The sequence below is a fragment of the Bradyrhizobium barranii subsp. apii genome (genome assembly GCF_011516635.5).
Lineage (GTDB): Bacteria > Pseudomonadota > Alphaproteobacteria > Rhizobiales > Xanthobacteraceae > Bradyrhizobium > Bradyrhizobium barranii.
Genome location: NZ_CP096256.1, coordinates 162,047 through 178,389, shown reverse-complemented (window position 1 = coordinate 178,389; position 16,343 = coordinate 162,047). Strand labels below are relative to the sequence as shown.

Genomic DNA, 16,343 nt, shown 5'->3' with positions numbered 1-16,343 from the left:
CGCCGCCATCGGGACAAGCTGGAGAAGGACTACGGTATTCGCTTCGTCTACGCCGACACGGAGACCGGCGAAGGCGTCGTCATGAAGCGGGGAAAATGACGGCGCGGCATGTCGAGCCTGCGAGTGGGCAAGATGCCTCTCACCTAATTGTTGGAATGTGTGATCTGTTTCATAGGGGCGTCACCGGCAGCAACCTCAACATCCGCGAAGGAAAGCAGGGACGGAGGGAGCTTTGATAGTCGTAAACATGCCCGGTGGAGGCGTTCTGGATCTCGACGAAGACCAGCTGCTTTGGCTGCGGAAGGCCTTCGACGGCGAATGGAAGGGCGCGACGATGCTTCAACTCGTGGCCGACCGCGTCTATTCGAACGAGACCCCGGACGATCTGGCCGACAAGTTCGAGAAAGCCAAGGAGCCATTGATCCAATTCGCGGCACCGGAAGGGCGGGTAAAGCTGTTCGTGAGCGCAAATCGCGTCAAGCAGATCGTCGAGAGCGATCCGGTCATCTACAGCGAAAAGTCAAAGTCGGTCCTATTGTTCGCGACACGGGTGCGCCTCGCGGTACGCGAGACGCCCCAAGAGGCGCGCGACAAGCTGAAGGGTGCCGGTAATCCGATCGCGTGACGAATGTCGGTCCGAAATTCCGATGACGGTCACAGCGTCCCCGCTAGGCAGCACCGACCTCGGCGAATCTATTCGGCAGTGACGCGCCGCACGATCGTCCAGATCGACATGGAAGAGATACTCCTGACGGACCAATGTCGGCACTTCGGCATCGCGGCGCGGCTGAAGGACAACACCGCGCTTGATGCGAGGACGGAAACGGCTAATACGGCGTTCTCACCCAAGCTTGAGTGCGCTCCCCCTCGGCCACGGGACGAACTCGATGGACCGTCCGACAGACCATGCCCAATATCGTAAATTTCTACCTCGATGATTCAGGCGCCAGGCATCCGGATCACGCGCCCGGGAAGCGGGCTGCGCACGGATACGACTGGTTCGCCTTGGGAGGAGTCCTAGTCAAACAGGAGGACGAGGATGCGGCGCGGGCCTTGCACAAGGCCTTCTGCGACAGGTGGAACATCGCCGACGCGATTCATTCGGTGGAAATTCGGGGCCGGACGGGCAATTTCCTCTGGCTCATGGAACTGAGTAAGGCAAACCAGGAAAAGTTCTTCGAGGAGCTCTATCAACTAATGAGAAGCGCTCCCGTCACGGGTCTCGCCTGCGTGATAGACCGCCCGGGCTACAACGCGCGATACGCCGAGAAATATGCGGGCCAACGCTGGATGCTTTGCAAGAGCGCCTTCAACATCGTGGTCGAACGCGCGGCAAAACACGCCCGCTCGATGGGATATCGGCTTCGTGTCTCGCCCGAACGATGCAACAAACCCGAAGACGCGATGATCAAGGGATACTACGAGGACCTGCGGACCAAGGGCCCTCCGTTCGCGGTCGACACGTCGGACAAATATGCGCCCATGACGGCCGGGCAATTCAAGGAAACGCTCTACGAGCTCAAGCCGAAGAAGAAGTCGTCTCCGATGGCGCAGTTCGCCGATCTATTCCTTTGGCCCATCTGCATCGGCGGATACCACGCAGGCAACCGCCCGTTCCAGCGTCTTATGCAAGACGGCAAACTCATCGAGTGCGGAATGGCGTCGGAAGAGTGGCCGATGCTCGCGACGAAGGCCGTGCTGGACGAGCTCGCCCTTCAGGCGTCGCGATGACCGGCGTCGCCTCCCTTCTCTGCGCGATGCTCGGATTGGCGTGCAACGATCCTTCCTCGTCCTCGGACATAGCCAGATACGGACTGGTGGCTGCGCCGTCGGGACGGCCGACCGTACAGGTCGCGATCGGGCTGGTCAGGAAGATCCTTCCGGATCCTCCGCCGCTCGTCATCGAGGCCGGGTGGAGCTCTAATCGATCCGAGCGCGCGGTGCCCGTGCACGCCGTGGCCGCACAGGCTCTCGGTCGCAACGAACTGGTGTCGATCTACTCGGACTGTCGATGCATTCTCGTCAAAACCGGCGACCTAGCCCTCCTTATTCGCGAGAGGGCGCCTGAGAGGCTGGCGAGCGTGGTGTAAAGCGCTGATGCGGCGTAGGATTCGGTTGCGAAGCCAACCCCATCACCTCAACCACGAACGCCACGCCCGCCATGACCGATGATACGATTCTGCCCTTCTCGTTTCCAGCCGTTCACGCCAAGAAAGTCACAGCTGCCTTCGATGGTGGACGCCTAACCTCGAATGGGGGCGTGATGCTTCTGGCGAGCCGAGCGGCGTCTCGGTTTGGCCGACAATTTGGCCCGGGTGTTCCCGGATCGGCGCGATCCGACGCGGGTCGTGCACAGCCTTGTCGATATGTTCCGCGCGTGCATGTTCGCGATCTGCTGCGGCTACGAGGACGCCGACGACCTCGATCATCTGCGGTCCGATCCCGCATTCAAGCTGGCCTGCGGACGGCTGCCGGACAGCGGTCGCGATCTGTGTTCCCAACCGACGCTGTCGCGTCTGGAGAATGCTCCGCGCCTGCGCGACGTGATCCGACTGACCTACACTTTGGTCGACGCATGGATGGATAGCTACCCGCGCGAGCCGGCATCCGTCACGCTCGACATCGATGATACCTGCGATGTCGTCCACGGCCATCAGCAGCTCTCGCTGTTCAACGCTCATTATGACGAACGCTGCTTCCTGCCGATCCACGTCTACGACACGGAGAAGAGCCGGCCCGTGGCGGTCGTGCTGCGGCCCGGCAAGACGCCGGGCGGCGTCGAGGTGCGTGCCCATCTGCGCCGCCTGATACGGCATATCCGGACGCGGTGGCACAAGACGCGAATTACGTTCCGTGGCGACGGGCACTATGCTCGGCCGGAGGCCATGACGTGGTGCGAGAACAACGGCATCGACTACATCTTCGGTCTGTCCGGTACCAAGCCTCTCGCCAGAAAAGTCGACGAGGTCGCCGACGACATTCGCACGCGACGCGCCATCGAGAACCTGCCTGTTCTGCGCGGCTATACCGAGACGCGCCACAAGGCAAAGTCCTGGGATCACGAACGGCGCACTGTCGCCCGTATTGAGGCGACGATGCTCGGCCTCGACATCCGCTTCGTCGTCACCAGCCTCGATGTCGGCTCGGCCGAGTGGATCTACGACAGCCTGTATTGCGCGCGCGGCCAAGCCGAAAATCTGATCAAGCTGCATAAGACGCAGCTCGCCTCCGATCGCACCAGTTGCCGTTCGGCGCTCGCCAACCAGGTCCGTCTCGTTCTCCACACCGCCGCTTATTGGTTGATGCTTACCGTGCGCGGCGCCATTCCCAAAGTCCGGGAATTGGCCGCCGCCGAGTTCGCGACGCTGCGTCTTCGTCTCTTGAAAATCGCAGCCCGGGTCGTCGAAACCGCGAGCCGCATTCGCCTTGCGTTCGCCGCGGCATGCCCCGAAGCCGACCTCTTCCGCAGCTTGCCCGGCGCGCTGCTCCCGCTCGGCCCGTAACCGACCGGGCCTGCGCCCGCTCACCCGCCCCACTCCTCCAACGCGTACAAAACAGCTTGATGTAGAACCCGGTGACAAAAGGCCGGACGGTCACCCACGCCAGCCGCCAGCCCCAGTCAGACGTCAAGAACGACCGTGCTCTCGTGAATAGATCGGGCTAACGAGCGCGATCGGCGACTTGTCTATCAAGTTCCCAACACAGTATGTAGGCCACCGTTAGAAAGGTCACGCCTGTCCTCATTACAGATGTCACTGTCCCGGCCATGACGCCTTGGGGAGTTTGGTGTCTCAACTTGCCGTTGGCCTTCGGGATATGGATTCGCTTGACCGGCGTTGGGCGATAAGTGCCCTCCAACAGGGCCACGCGCAACCAGTCCAGATGACGCTCCAGAACGGCAGCAAGCCTTCGTTTGTACATTCCGTCAAGACCCGGTGTATTGGCGCCTTTCGACGCCAGGACGATCCGGTCCGCTGAAATGGACCCGCCGAGCGGGACCGCTTGAACGGTAATGGACCCGATTTTGGGGCCACGTCCTTAGTTGGAAGGGGCTGCTCCCTTTGATAGACGGAGCGCATGATGACGACGAGGACGAGACGCAAGATCGACGCGGCACTGAAGGCAAAGATCGCGCTGGAAGCGGTGCGGGAGCAGGCAACGGTGGCCGATCTGGCCCAGCGCTGTGAGGTTCACCCGAACCAGATCTATGCCTCGAAAAAGGAACTGCTGGACCAGGCGGCCCGGGCCTTTGACGCGGGTGTCGGGCGGGAGAGCGAGGACGCGCGCGAACGCGAGATCGAGAAGCTGCATGCCAAGATTGGACAACTGACAGTCGAGCGCGATTGTTTAGGGCGGAGGTCCGGAAGATGAGCACGCCGGACCGTTGAGGAATGCTCGATCGCGACGACTCGATTGCGACGACATGGCGCCGCGATGCCCATCTTTCGCATCAACCGCTGTACGCGCTTGCGATTGAGCTGAAGCCCCTCAGCCTTCAGCATCGCGGCCATTCGCCGCGAGCCCAGGAACGGCCAGGCGGCGAACAACTCGTCGATCCATCGCATCAGGACAAGGTCATTGTCGGCAATGCTGGCGGATCGACAGCGCGGTTCTGGCGTGGCGGTTGTCGAACACGATGGACGTCTCGTTCTGCGTGGTGGCTCTGGAAGAGGCTTCGTGACACTGGAGGATGCCTTGGCCCGTCGCGGCAAGCCAGAGATATTCGCACCGACCACGGCTCGCAGTTCACCGGTGCGGCGTTCAACGGCGTGCTCGCAGGCGGCCGCATCGCCATCAGTATGGACGGCTGGGGCACCTGGGCGGGAGTGTTCGTAGAGCGTTGGCTCATCAGTTCAATCGAACCTGTAGGACGCCTGAAAAAACGTACCCCAGCGCTCCATGCTGAATTTGGAGAACTGAGTCCCAATGGTGATTCCCTGGTCACCACAGCCTGTGCATGTCACTTCGCTTTCTTTTTTGGTCCACATGGCCCAGTAGCGCGCGCCAACGCCGACGCTGAAGTGTTTGGTGATGAAGTAGGATAACACGCCTTCAATATGGACGCCGCCGCCACCATTCCCGCGTTGTTCAGCGAAAGTGGTCGTCGGGCGCAAGAGATGATTGTCACGCCCTTTGAAATCGATCCAGGGCAGGTAAGCGACGTCCGTGCTCAAACGCCATTGCTCGCTGAGCATGGTTTCGGCACTTAGGCCAAGCCGAGGTGCATTCCACTGAGTATTCTGGCTGCCCATGACCCTGTCGTCGCCGGGTGGCAAGCATGGCATCGCCGGGTTGGCGATCTGTACACACCCCCTCGAGTCGGAGCTCTGTTCGTAGTAGCTCCAGCCGATAACTCCGCCGACCTTGTAGTTGGCGCCGCGCAGGAAATCGTAACCGGCATCGGCCGTGTAATAGGTGAACCTCCCGTTTGCCTGGCCGGATATCGTGTTGACATAGGAAAATGGTGGCCCCAGGCCCCAGTCTTCATCGTTCATGTTTCCTTTGTTGAAGCGTCCAAGGCCAATATTGCCCTTCAGGAATATTCCCCACGGGCTATCAACACGGCCAAATGCGTCACCGGAAAGCCCGTCGAGGCCGTGGTAGGTGAGCCTCGATATAAGAATGTCAGGATCTCCAGTAGCGATATCGAGGGGCACAGCGTTAGCGTTCCATTGGAATCGTCCCCGGCTGAGCCAGAGCCGCGATCCTCCTTCGAACGACCAACCGGGGGCGTAAGCAATCGGCGGCGCGCCGGCGGGCGCTTTCGCGTACAGCGGTGCATCGGACCTCTGCGTCCACGGGTCGGCGCCAAAGTGGTAGTTCAATCCGATCTTTCCGACGTGATAGTTGCTGGACAGGCCCGTTGTGTTCGCTGGCAGAATTGCGAACGGTGGATCTTGCACCGTCGGAGGGGTCGCGACACTCGGCCCACCGAAATGCAGGTAGTCATACTCGATTTTGACCGACCATGCAGGCGTAAGCGCTTGCTCAACACCTAGCCCGATGGTGCCACCGACCCGGCCATAGTCGAAATGGGTTTTCTCCTGTGGCCCCCCGCCTTCAAAATTGTTGAAGACGTCGCTCCGATTGTTTTGCCAAGCCACGCCTCCCTTGAGGTAGGCCAGGGTGTGGCCCAGCGCGCCAAACGCGTAACCGATGCGACCGGTCCCGGTGGCAAAGACGTTGGGACCTGCCTTGCAGTTTGCGCTCACGATAAAACCGGACGCGGCGAGGCAAGTATTTGTACCGTCGGAGACATCACCGCTGACATCAAGTTCGACGCCAAATACCCAGTCGTTGTTCTGCCAGTTGTACCCGACCTGACCACCTGCGAGGAATACTGGGGTATCGACGACGTCGCCATAGATTGAAGGACCGTACGGATTGCTGAAGGAGGTTCGGCCGTAGCCGCCTCCGACGTGGCCGCCAATATAACCCCCGGACCAGTTCCACACCGCCGGTGGCAGTTTCACTACTGGCACAAGGTCTGCCGCATTGGCTGCGTCGCTTGCGACGAGCGCAATTATCAGCGCTCCCAAAAGAAGAACTTGAGATCGCAACAGACACATCCCTGCGTTTTCTTGGTCCACAACCGAGCGCCCTTAAGTTATCGCCGCACCATCCGTCGTGCGAAACGCACGCTAACAGCGAGTTGCGCTAAGTCCGTCCGTAGATCATTGCACTGCGATTTGTGATGATGCGGTGAACCGAGCAAGTTACGTGCCGATGTGAATTCGTGAGTTATGAAGGCACTTCGTGGTGGCGTGTAGGGTCAAATTGCTGACATTGGTCTCAAGACCGACAGCCGGCGCAGCCGGGTCGCCACAATACCGATCAGGGGGCTTGGCTGCCGAGCTTGTGGAAGATGCGTTGGAGGAGCGTCAGGCTCCGGCGATCAAGCTTGAGATCGCGATCGGTGATGTCGTGCTGCGGATGGATACGGCCATTGATGGTGAGCAGCTGTCCCGTGTGATCCGTGGGTGCGAGCCTAGAGCTGGCCCCGGTTGTTTGGACAGTGCCCCGCGGAAATTAAGTGGATTCCTGCCAGGTTACACTGAATGCGGGGCTTTGCGATTTTGTCGTTGCGTCGGGAGAAGCTATGGGAGGCGGCGGGGCTGAGGCACTATCGGCGCTGGACCACCAAAGATGGATGTAGATCATGCCCGCAGTCGATGATTTGAGTCGTTCCCTCACCGCGCTGAATCAAGATAGCACGTTGATGACGGTTATCGAAATGAGCAAGTCAAGTTGGCTCGTCGCCGGGATGGTGCCTGGCATTGAGCGGCATCCCATGAAGAAGCTCGATCCCGATCCGGTGGCGTTACTCAACCTGGTCAGTCGCTGGCGCTGCGAAGCGGAGAGGAAACAGCGGCGGATCGACCGGAGCGTGTCACAGACACGACAGAAGTGTTTGACATCTGCCAATCTAGACACGTGAACCTGACCTTGACCTAATTGTTGTAAGAACCCTGCTAGCCAATCTTCTTCAGAACCATGATGGTTTGAGCTGGTCCAGCAAATCTGAATGGTGCGATATGTGAATTCCCTTCTGACGGCGGGCAAGATTGACCGGTGAATCAGGAGAGACGATGAACGGACAATCTCGGCGGAACCACACTCCGGCTTTCAAGGCGAAGGTGACGCTTGCCCGTCAAGGGTGACTGCACGCTGGCGCAACTAAAGCGGGATGGGACGACGCCAACGTCGTCCTCTCAGCTGTCCGCCACAACTCTCGGGGATGGTCCTAAGTTTGCTGTGGCGCGCGCTCGCCTCTCCACCGGCTCAGGCCGGCTTCTTAGACTCGTGTGATCGCGAACGACGTCAAATTAGCGCCGTCCTCGTGGCTGAGGTGATTTTCAGCCTTCATGTGCCCGATGGCCGAGCGGCGCAAAACGTACAAGGCCAGTAAGGCAAGCGCTCCATCTGAGCTGACACCCGGGCTCGCACTTGTATTCTTGTGTCGGCTCCTTCAGAGTTGAACTTCGAACACCGCGCCCGCCGCCGTCAGCGATCGACACTTGCTATTGTCCACGCTCTATCCGTTGAATAGTCAGTGCTCATGTTCAAGCCACACGGTTCGGCCAATTGCACTCCTCCACCCTCTCTCTGGCGCCCCACTTACGGCTGGAAACGGCCCAAAAGCTTCGACTGCATGTGGGCGAGCGCGTCACTCAGCCTTGCCGCCTCTTCGAATCGGGTTTCCTGGTGCGGCGGGTGCGAGCCAGGATCGACCACGATGGCCTCGGCGGATTCCGAGAGCCGGCGCAGCGGGATCATGAGCCATTGAGCGGCGCACAGGAGCAGTACCAGTGCGACCACGGCGCCGGCGCCGAGAATGAACCAGAACGTACGGATTAGTTCTCGAATTGATGCCATAGCGTCATCGGCGTTCTGTCGGACCAGAAGAGACCAGCCGAAGCTCGGAAGGTCCGTAAAACCAACGGTCGGAACTATCACGGTGAAATAGTCCTTTCCATCGGACCATCGCTCGCTCGAGAACGCGCGGGTGACGCGACTGGCCGCAAACGATGAGCCGACGCTTAGCTGCTTGTTGACGACATCGGCCGGGCCAAACAGCACGGTTCGGTCCCGTGATAGCAGCAGCACATCGATTCCAGGCGCCTGCAACGCGGCCATGCCCTCCTCTACCCATTTCCAGTTGAGGTGCGCTCCGATCACGCCCGCGACGGAGCCATCATGCCGCAAGGGTGCAGCTAGATCGACGAAGCGATAAGGTTCCGCGGATACAGGCAAGAGGCTAGCCAGGAGTTGGGCCTCGTGGACATCGACTGCAGTTGGCGCATCAAGGCCGCGCGTGAACCATGGCCTCTGCGCTACACTTGCGCCCTCGAGCATCCCGTCCCTGGCCGCCAGTACCTTGCCCTCAAGATCGGCTATGCCGAGCCAGGAGTATCGGCCATCCAGGCGGCTCAGAGTCTGTCCGGAAAGATTACCTTGGATTGCATAGCTTTCGCAGCATGAGTCGGATGGAGGCCAGCTTGAGAAAGGCGAGCGCCCTGTGATTGAAGCATTCCCAATCTTTGGACAGTCTTCGGCATCGCCCGAGCCAGGCAAAGGTACGCTCGACGATCCAGCGTTTGGGCAAGACGACGAAACGGTGAGCCTGATCGGAGCGTTTGACGATTTCGAGGTTCACGCGCTTCAGAGCGCTACGCAGCCCCTTCTGGAAATGTGGCCCTTGATATCCGCCGTCGGCGTAGAGCTTCAGAAGAAAGGGATAGAGGCCGAACAACGTTGCCATCAGGAGCACGCCGCCGTCGCGATCCTGGATGTCCGCCGCATGCACGATGGCGTGCATCAAGAGGCCTTGCGTGTCGACGAGAATGTGCCGCTTCTTGCCCTTGATCTTCTTGCCCGCGTCGTAGCCATGGAGATCATGAGGCCCCCTTTTTCAGCGCTTTTCACGCTCTGGCTATCGATGATGGCGGCGGTGGGAGAAGCCTCGCGCTCGGCCCTTTCGCGACATTCGACATAGAGGGCGTGATGAATTTTATCGAGCGTGCCGTTCCAGCTCCACAGATCGAAGTAGCCATACAGCGTCGAGCGCGGCGGCAGGTCCTTGGGGATCGCGCGCCACTGGCAACCTGTGCTCAGGATGTACATCAGCCCGTTGGCAATCTCGCGCAGGTCCACCGTACGCTTGTTGCCGCCGCGCTTGGCCGGCGGGATGCGAGGCGCGATCAGCGCCCACTCCTCGTCGGTCAAGTCGCTCGGATAGCGCAGGCGGCTGCGGTCGTAGCGTGCACGGTTCTCGGTAGTCCACATTGGCGGCGCGTCCCCATCGAATCAGGCCGCTCACCTTGAATCACAACCGATTCATTCGACTCAACATGTTTTGGAACAGACACTTAGACTGCCTCGCCGCTCTTGGACTGTCTTGGACGGCAAAGTTGCCGTCTTTCGGTCTGGCTTCGCTGTTGAGTCGTTCGTGCATTTCCTTACTGGCCTCGAAGTGTGGAAGGCGCTTCTCGTCGACGCGTACGAGCGCCTGTGCGCGGATTCCTGCTGATGCGAGCTTGCCGTCCGAATCCACGTAGCTCAACCCGATCGCCGCGCGCGAGCGAAGCAACGATCTCGTCGAGTATTGCATTGACAATAATCTCGACATCCCGCTAATAAAGCCGTGGATTTCGGCCGGCGATACGCTCAACGAGTTCGAATCTGATCATTGACACTAGCATCCACAGAATGGCGCGCATAGAGGCCAGGTTGATGCCGCTCTCGATCAGCTCTTTGAGTTGAAGCGATTGGCAGGCACTGGTGCCCGACCCACTCTAGAAGGCTTGCAAGTAATGCGCCGCGGAGATCGGCGCCCGGCCGCTTCGGGTGCCATCGTCGCTTCCGCAATCGGTCAGATGGCGTCGGTCAAGCGCCTGCGCCGTAACCGCAGCTGCTGCGGGAGCGCACCCTAAGGAATGTAGAGCAGGACAAGGATTGCAAGCGCGGCGATAGCACAGAAAGCCACTGTCTTGCCGATCACCGCGCGTTGCTCGATTTGCGCGGCCGCATATCCGAAGCCTCTGGCAATATTGAGGAGGCTGTCCCGTTCGAGCCCTTCCGGCGAATGCTCGGCCTGTAGCAGGTAAGTCTGCTCCAACCGCCGGTACTCGTCCGCTCGCAATCTGCTCGCGCGCGCCGCCATATGTCTCCCTCCGACCAGCTCACCAAGATGCTCGCAGACTATCCGCGAACTGCGGACCGGATGTGACCGCCGGCCTACCAGGTCAGATAGTTGCACCTGTGCCCCAGTAGAAAATTGGCGCTTCGGGGGTCCTTCCGGGGCCCTTCCCATGCGGGTGACGCGCTACCGCCCAACTTGGCTAGATAAAAAAACGTCAAAAGTGACTTTTTGTTCTCGGATCGGTTGTGGAATTGAGGGTCGCAGCCATCCCCGGCCTGATCGGGAAAACATCGGATCGGCGATTTTCGAAGGCAAAATTGATGTTTTGGTATGTGGCGGCGGCGCTTAAGGGCGACCGAAACGCGCTCGAAAGAAACAATACCGATTTGAGACGGTATGGCTCGTGATCGGAGCCTCTATCCATGATCGTTATCGGCCTTAAAGGGCTTTGTCGGGTCGGTCCGGCAAGACCACCGTGGTCCGCCATCTCATCGAAAACTACGGGTTTGGCGCGGCCGGTTCCCTGGCGCGCTAAAGGACAACGAATTGACCGAGTTGCCCGACGATATCGCCCAGCGCATCGGCGAAGTCCTGAAAGCGTTTGGCTATGATCCCCAGGGCGACCGGTGCATTGAGCCCGCGGCCGATGTCCCTGACGGGTCGCAGGCCCATTCGACGAACTTCTTCCGCAAGCTGAACGAAGACGCGCTGTCGAATCTGCATGCCTGGGTGGCGCATCGTAAGTTATTCGGCGAGCAAGGCGTCGATGGCGCTAATTTCGCCGCGTTCGAGGCCGCGCAGGGTGACGTCGAGGAGTTTCAGGGCGCGCGGCATCTTCAGACTGACCAAGTTGGTCTTAACGCGCTCGATGACGGAGGAAGCACTCATCATACGATCTCCTGGGCTGTCAGACGGCGGCCGACGGCCGCGTAGAAGTCAAGCGACGACGAACGGTGTGGTCACCGGCGCACGTGAGGGTGACGGGTTCTGCACTGCCTGGATGGCGTAGGCCGAAGCTGGCGAGCTTGCGATGTGCCGGATCGAGCCGCTTCTGACCCCGACCATCGAGCGGGGCATACTTGCCACCAGCACGCTGCCCTCGAAGATGCGGATTTCGTCAGCGAATACATGGACGTTGGAGACCCGCCACCGCGTCGTACTCGACCTCAAACCTGGCGAAGTAACTTGCGCCTGCTCACCTGCTGAAGCGTCAAAACGCACTTCAAAAGTTGTCGGCTGGGCAGGCCGCAGTTCGCGCACGCGATCGCGTACGATGCTGTCGCCGCCGACGAAGCTGCTTTCCTTGAGCTCAAGGACAACCGCACGGTGGTGAGCGCAGGATAGGCAGCCAGCCGCTCACGCAAATAAGCTTCGAAGTGGTCGACAATTCCGGGCCGCGCCGCTCGCTTTTTGTAGACCGGCGCCTCTAATCCTTCGGCGATGTAGGCCCTGACTGTCTTTTGGTCGAGACCAGGTTGCCGGGCGATAGCGCTGACCGACAGACCTTGGCCATGCAAATCCAAGATCATGACAAGGTCCCCAAGTGTGAGCACCGCGCCCTCCCCTCTGCCTGCAGGAGGAGCGTCGGCGATTCGGCCGGCACGCAAACTGGGGATTTTTCAAATGGAATAAGTGGGGAGAATTACTCCTCACAAGATGGAGCACGAACTGTTTCAGCTCGCTGGCAACGTCGATTGAGACTGGATCGACGACGAGATCGCACCGCTCTGCAGCGAGAACGGCCGGCCCGGCATCACGACCCGCTCATGATCGGGCTGCTGCTGCCCAAGCATATTTACGGCCTGCCCGATGAGGGGGTGTGCGAGCGCTGGGTCACGACCCGTATTTCCAATTCTTCACCGGCGAAGAGTTCTTCCGGCACACGTTCCCGCATGGGCGCTCGGACCTGAGCCACTGGCGCCAGCGGCTCAGCGACAAGCTGGAACTGCTGCTGGCCGAGAGCCTGCGGGCGGCGCATGACGTCGGCGTGTTACGCAGGCAGTCGATACCACGGTGCAGCCAAATTCGCGACCGATACCAAGGTGCTGCATGTGGCGATCGAGGGTTCAACCGTCTCTCCCGCCGGCGGCATAAAAAAGCATACGCAGACATAGCTGTCTCGCCAACGCCCTGCGCTTCGACCGTTGCGCCGAGCAACGACCGCACACAGCCTAAAACCGAAACCTCTGCTTTGGCGTGGAGTGGGACGGGGGCGAATACGACGCGTAGCCGCCGCCATCGCATGGATTTTACTGAAGATCACGGACAGTTAGCCAGCAGAAGAAGAGTGTTAGGTTGAATGCCGTCCGCTGCCGTCTTGATGTACTTGTGTCCATCGTGCGTGGCCCACACGACATCAACTCTGCGACCGTTTTCTTCGACATAAAACTCCCACTCGTTGCTCTCGATGTCTCGGATAGCCTGATCGATGGATCGCTTCCACGGCGTTCCGTCCGGGTTAGGTCCCCCAACATGTGTGATTCTTTCGTGAGGTTTCTTTCTGTCCGTCTTGTTGACGTAGCGTATGCGTGCGCGTTTGGTCATTCTCGTCTCTCCTAAATCTGCAGGTTACTGAAGGACCAGCATAGCCCAATGGTTGGATTAGGCGGCTACCAATCCTGGTGGGTGTCTTGCAGTCCTTCTCCACAATACAACTTGCGGCGCCACAAGATTACCCTTCACCTTAGCGACACGGGATAGGGACAGCGCTCATGGTCCAACGCCACGGCTCAAGCTGAGATCGCGGCGCAGATGGCAGCTGAGAATCGTTCGAGCGCCGCAAGCCAGCCCGTCGGCCGCTGCCCGAGCATTTGCGCGGGAACGCATTGTCTATTGGATACGGGGCCACCTGCCCATGCTGCGACGACAGCCCATTGCGCAAGATTGGCGAGGGATGTGACCGAGACGCTGGAGCTCGTTCCGCGCCAGTGGAAGGTGATCCAGCGCTAGCGCGAGAAGCTCGACTGCCGGGCCTGCGAAGCGATCGCCCAGCCACTGGCCCCCTCACATCCGATTGCGCGCGGGAGCGCAGGGCCCAACTACTGGCCCAGTTACACCTGCCGTTCTATCGTCAGAGCGCGATCTATGAGCGTGAAGACATCGACCTCGACGTATCGACGCTCGCGGACTGGTAGATGCCTCCGCGGCAATCCTGGTCGATGGTATCCGGAGGCGCGTCTTTGCTCTGGACCTACGTAAGCACATTGAGATCAAAGTCGACTGCAACACGATCCGAGCCGGTCGTGGGGCAGACACTGTGATGATTGCGCCAATCCTATAGACGCTGAAGGTGAGCCTCGATAAGCCGTCTGGTGCGGTCCGTTGATGGTGGTGACCAAAGCTAAAAAGTCGTCCGTGAAGAGCGGCTAAGCGATTGAGCTGGAATCGCATTTGTCGTTTTGGACTGTTTTAGGATTGCAGGGTTTTGATGCTTCGGGCATCGGAACCTTGCAATTCCATTTTCGGGATTGAACGAAGCCGCTGCCGCGGCGTAGGGGGCAAGGTGGCATAGATCGCCTCCTGGCTGAGAGGATGTGGGTGTTGGAGCCCACCCCCTCAGACAGGAGTATCGAGATGGCCGATTTGAGCCCTCTTCGCCGCCGCATGATCGAAGACATGACCGTCCGCAATCTGTCGCCGGCGACGCAAAGATCCTACATCAGCGCGGTTTCGAAGTTCAGCCGCTATTTTGGCCGATCGCCTGACCGGTTAGAGCTGGAAGACGTCCGCGCCTTCCAGGTGCATTTGGTCTCGACCGGCATCTCATGGCCGGCGCTGAACCAGATCGTCTGTGCGCTACGGTTTTTCTACGGCGTCACGCTCGGCGAGGCGCTCATCCCAGAGCGCATTCCCTATGCGCGAGAACCGCGCAAGCTGCCGGTCGTTCTCAGCGCCGACGAAGTGGTTCAGTTTCTTGAAGCGGTATCGAGCCTGAAGAGCCGCGCCGCGCTCACCACCGCCTATGCGGCCGGGCTCAGGGCCTCGGAGGTTGCGGGACTGCGGATCGAAGACATCGACAGCGCCCGCGGCGTCATCCAGGTGCGCCACGGCAAGGGCGCGAAGGATCGCAACGTGATGCTGTCGCCCCAGCTGCTGGGCATCCTGCGCACCTACTGGCGGCTCGCCCGGCCGCGGCTTTATCTGTTCCCTGGTCGTGACGAAGATCATCCGATCGATCAGACCGTGCTGCATGCCGCCTGCCGGTCGGCGGTGAAGGCTGCGGGCCTGACCAAGCGCGTCACGCCGCACACGCTGCGCCACAGCTTCGCGACACATCTTCTCGAGAACGGAACCGATATCCGGATCATCCAGGTCTTGCTCGGGCACAATAATTTGTCGTCGACAGCGCGCTACACGCAGGTCGCCACCGATACGATCCGAGCGACGCAGAGCCCGCTCGATCGCCTGTCGCTGGAGGTGACGCCACCTGGATGACCCGCAGCGGGATGCGGGTCATGACCCGCTCCGACATCCGCTCCAACAGGCCCGCCATCGAGATTGCCGATATTCTGCGCCGGCATGGCGACGCCTATCGCCGTGTACATGCCGGTCATCTGGGGCGGGTCGAGCGGCGCGTGATGAGCGCGATCGTTGCGTGCCGGACCGAGGCGCTCGGCGGCCACATGCAGGCTTGCGACGACTGCGGCACGACACGCGTTGCCTATAATTCCTGCCGCAATCGGCACTGTCCGAAGTGTCAGGGGAGAGCCCGAGCCGCGTGGCTCGCCGCGCGTCAAGCCGACCTGCTTCCGGTTCCCTATTTCCACGTCGTCTTTACACTTCCCGCACCGATCGCCGCGATCGCTTTCCAGAACAAGGCCGTCGTCTATGCCATCCTGTTCAAGGCTGCCGCCGAGGCGATGACGACGCTCGCCGCCAATCCACGCCGGCTCGGCGGTGCGATCGGCGGCGTCGCCGTCCTCCACACCTGGGGACAGACGCTGATGCATCATCCCCACGTCCATTGCGTCGTTCCGGGTGGCGGCCTCTCGCCCGATGGCGCGCGCTGGACCGCTTGCCGACCGAACTTCTTCCTGGCCGTCAAACCGTTGTCCAGACTATTTCGCACACTTTTTCTCAAACGTCTGTCGGCAGCCTTCAACTCCGGTGCCTTGCGTTTCTTCGGCGATCTCGGAGCTCTGGCCGAGCCGGCTGCCTTTGCGGCCCACCTCGACGCCATGCGACGCATCAACTGGGTTGTTTACGCCAAGCGGCCCTTCGGCGGACCCGCACAGGTCCTGGCCTATCTCGGCCGCTACACCCATCGCGTCGCGATCGCCAACAGCCGGCTCGTCGCACTCGACGACGATCATGTCGCCTTCTCATGGAAGGACTATCGCCAAAACAGCGCGACAAAGATCATGAATCTCAAGCCCGATGAGTTCATTCGCCGTTTCCTGCTTCATACGCCGCCTGACGGCTTCCACCGCATCCGCCACTTCGGCTTCATGGCCAACCGCCATCGCGCTGCCAAGCTCGCCCTTTGCCGCGAACTTCTCGATCATGAGCGAACAGCCCCAAACGATGGCCAGCCGTCGCCTGTGGATTCGGAGGCTCAAACCTGGGCCGAGGTTCCTGCCTGTCCCGATTGTGGTGGCGTCATGCGCATCATTGAGCGCTTTCGACATAGCTTCAGACGCCCCAGCCCTCGAACATCACCGTTCCGATGCGACACATCGTGAGCCAAGTCATGTCGTGCACG

General features: G+C 60.4%; 13 protein-coding genes and 5 pseudogenes. 11 read left to right on the top strand and 7 right to left on the bottom strand.

Features of this window, described 5'->3' with window-relative positions; all coding sequences use genetic code 11:
• The first annotated feature begins 232 nt into the window (after positions 1-232).
• From HAP41_RS47920 to HAP41_RS47890, 6 genes and pseudogenes are all read left to right on the top strand, one after another.
• A complete protein-coding gene (locus tag HAP41_RS47920) occupies positions 233-625 on the top strand; it encodes a hypothetical protein (protein WP_166107437.1) in 393 nt (130 codons plus the stop codon).
• A gap of 281 nt (positions 626-906) precedes the next feature.
• Positions 907-1,731, top strand: coding sequence for a DUF3800 domain-containing protein (locus HAP41_RS47915; RefSeq protein WP_166107439.1), 825 nt, complete (start codon positions 907-909; stop codon positions 1,729-1,731).
• Complete coding sequence (locus tag HAP41_RS47910) at positions 1,728-2,090, top strand: hypothetical protein (protein ID WP_166107441.1); 363 nt, start codon at positions 1,728-1,730, stop codon at positions 2,088-2,090. The genes HAP41_RS47915 and HAP41_RS47910 overlap by 4 nt, the downstream gene beginning before the upstream one ends.
• 71 nt (positions 2,091-2,161) lie before the next feature.
• Positions 2,162-3,503, top strand: a pseudogene (locus tag HAP41_RS47905) (IS1380 family transposase).
• A gap of 574 nt (positions 3,504-4,077) precedes the next feature.
• The gene (locus HAP41_RS47900; protein ID WP_224581077.1) at positions 4,078-4,371 is read left to right on the top strand and encodes a transposase; all 294 of its coding nucleotides are present in this window, start codon (positions 4,078-4,080) and stop codon (positions 4,369-4,371) included.
• A gap of 238 nt (positions 4,372-4,609) precedes the next feature.
• Positions 4,610-4,841: pseudogene (locus tag HAP41_RS47890) on the top strand (IS3 family transposase); the annotation flags it as partial.
• Between the two features lie 12 nt (positions 4,842-4,853).
• Here HAP41_RS47890 and HAP41_RS47885 read toward each other — a convergent pair.
• On the bottom strand, positions 4,854-6,590 hold the full coding sequence (locus HAP41_RS47885; RefSeq protein ID WP_248577270.1) for an outer membrane beta-barrel protein: 1,737 nt from the start codon (positions 6,588-6,590) through the stop codon (positions 4,854-4,856).
• Between the two features lie 569 nt (positions 6,591-7,159).
• On the opposite strand from HAP41_RS47885, the gene HAP41_RS47880 reads away from it, so the two are divergent.
• Complete coding sequence (locus tag HAP41_RS47880) at positions 7,160-7,438, top strand: hypothetical protein (RefSeq protein WP_224581076.1); 279 nt, start codon at positions 7,160-7,162, stop codon at positions 7,436-7,438.
• A 680-nt stretch (positions 7,439-8,118) separates the two neighbouring features.
• On the opposite strand, the gene HAP41_RS47875 is transcribed toward HAP41_RS47880, so the two are convergent.
• The 4 genes and pseudogenes from HAP41_RS47875 to HAP41_RS47860 all read right to left on the bottom strand — a co-directional run bounded on the left by HAP41_RS47875 (position 8,119) and on the right by HAP41_RS47860 (position 10,663).
• On the bottom strand, positions 8,119-8,637 hold the full coding sequence (locus HAP41_RS47875; protein WP_166107445.1) for a hypothetical protein: 519 nt from the start codon (positions 8,635-8,637) through the stop codon (positions 8,119-8,121).
• A gap of 313 nt (positions 8,638-8,950) precedes the next feature.
• Positions 8,951-9,786, bottom strand: a pseudogene (locus HAP41_RS47870) (IS5 family transposase).
• A gap of 40 nt (positions 9,787-9,826) precedes the next feature.
• Positions 9,827-10,190: pseudogene (locus HAP41_RS47865) on the bottom strand (HU family DNA-binding protein).
• Between the two features lie 239 nt (positions 10,191-10,429).
• Positions 10,430-10,663: a hypothetical protein gene (locus tag HAP41_RS47860; RefSeq protein WP_166107447.1), complete on the bottom strand. Its 234-nt coding sequence runs from the start codon at positions 10,661-10,663 to the stop codon at positions 10,430-10,432.
• Positions 10,664-11,188: 525 nt separating this feature from the next.
• Here HAP41_RS47860 and HAP41_RS50455 point away from each other — a divergent pair.
• Positions 11,189-11,575: a hypothetical protein gene (locus HAP41_RS50455; protein WP_175618608.1), complete on the top strand. Its 387-nt coding sequence runs from the start codon at positions 11,189-11,191 to the stop codon at positions 11,573-11,575.
• Between the two features lie 233 nt (positions 11,576-11,808).
• On the opposite strand, the gene HAP41_RS47845 is transcribed toward HAP41_RS50455, so the two are convergent.
• Entirely contained in the window at positions 11,809-12,171 is a 363-nt protein-coding gene (locus HAP41_RS47845) for a hypothetical protein (RefSeq protein ID WP_166107449.1), read from the bottom strand.
• 127 nt (positions 12,172-12,298) lie between these two features.
• Here HAP41_RS47845 and HAP41_RS47840 point away from each other — a divergent pair.
• Positions 12,299-12,791 (top strand): annotated as a pseudogene (locus HAP41_RS47840) (transposase); the annotation flags it as partial.
• A gap of 110 nt (positions 12,792-12,901) precedes the next feature.
• Here HAP41_RS47840 and HAP41_RS47835 read toward each other — a convergent pair.
• Positions 12,902-13,186, bottom strand: a complete 285-nt coding sequence (locus HAP41_RS47835) for a DUF3892 domain-containing protein (RefSeq protein WP_166107451.1) — start codon at positions 13,184-13,186, stop codon at positions 12,902-12,904.
• Positions 13,187-14,215: 1,029 nt separating this feature from the next.
• Between HAP41_RS47835 and HAP41_RS47830 the strand changes: the two genes are divergently transcribed.
• Entirely contained in the window at positions 14,216-15,076 is an 861-nt protein-coding gene (locus HAP41_RS47830) for a tyrosine-type recombinase/integrase (protein WP_166079017.1), read from the top strand.
• Positions 15,077-15,096: 20 nt separating this feature from the next.
• Positions 15,097-16,323, top strand: a complete 1,227-nt coding sequence (locus HAP41_RS47825) for an IS91 family transposase (RefSeq protein WP_166053869.1) — start codon at positions 15,097-15,099, stop codon at positions 16,321-16,323.
• Positions 16,324-16,343: the final 20 nt, after the last annotated feature.

Excerpts from the sequence above, each read along its gene's own strand:
- HAP41_RS47900 (WP_224581077.1), top strand. The coding sequence starts at position 4,078 with ATGATGACGACGAGGACGAGACGCAAGATCGACGCGGCACTGAAGGCA.
- HAP41_RS47830 (WP_166079017.1), top strand. The coding sequence starts at position 14,216 with ATGGCCGATTTGAGCCCTCTTCGCCGCCGCATGATCGAAGACATGACC.
- HAP41_RS47835 (WP_166107451.1), bottom strand. The coding sequence starts at position 13,186 with ATGACCAAACGCGCACGCATACGCTACGTCAACAAGACGGACAGAAAG.
- HAP41_RS47825 (WP_166053869.1), top strand. The coding sequence starts at position 15,097 with ATGACCCGCTCCGACATCCGCTCCAACAGGCCCGCCATCGAGATTGCC.
- HAP41_RS47860 (WP_166107447.1), bottom strand. The coding sequence starts at position 10,663 with ATGGCGGCGCGCGCGAGCAGATTGCGAGCGGACGAGTACCGGCGGTTG.
- HAP41_RS47880 (WP_224581076.1), top strand. The coding sequence starts at position 7,160 with ATGCCCGCAGTCGATGATTTGAGTCGTTCCCTCACCGCGCTGAATCAA.
- HAP41_RS47845 (WP_166107449.1), bottom strand. The coding sequence starts at position 12,171 with ATGATCTTGGATTTGCATGGCCAAGGTCTGTCGGTCAGCGCTATCGCC.
- HAP41_RS47910 (WP_166107441.1), top strand. The coding sequence starts at position 1,728 with ATGACCGGCGTCGCCTCCCTTCTCTGCGCGATGCTCGGATTGGCGTGC.
- HAP41_RS47915 (WP_166107439.1), top strand. The coding sequence starts at position 907 with ATGCCCAATATCGTAAATTTCTACCTCGATGATTCAGGCGCCAGGCAT.
- HAP41_RS47875 (WP_166107445.1), bottom strand. The coding sequence starts at position 8,637 with ATGGCCGCGTTGCAGGCGCCTGGAATCGATGTGCTGCTGCTATCACGG.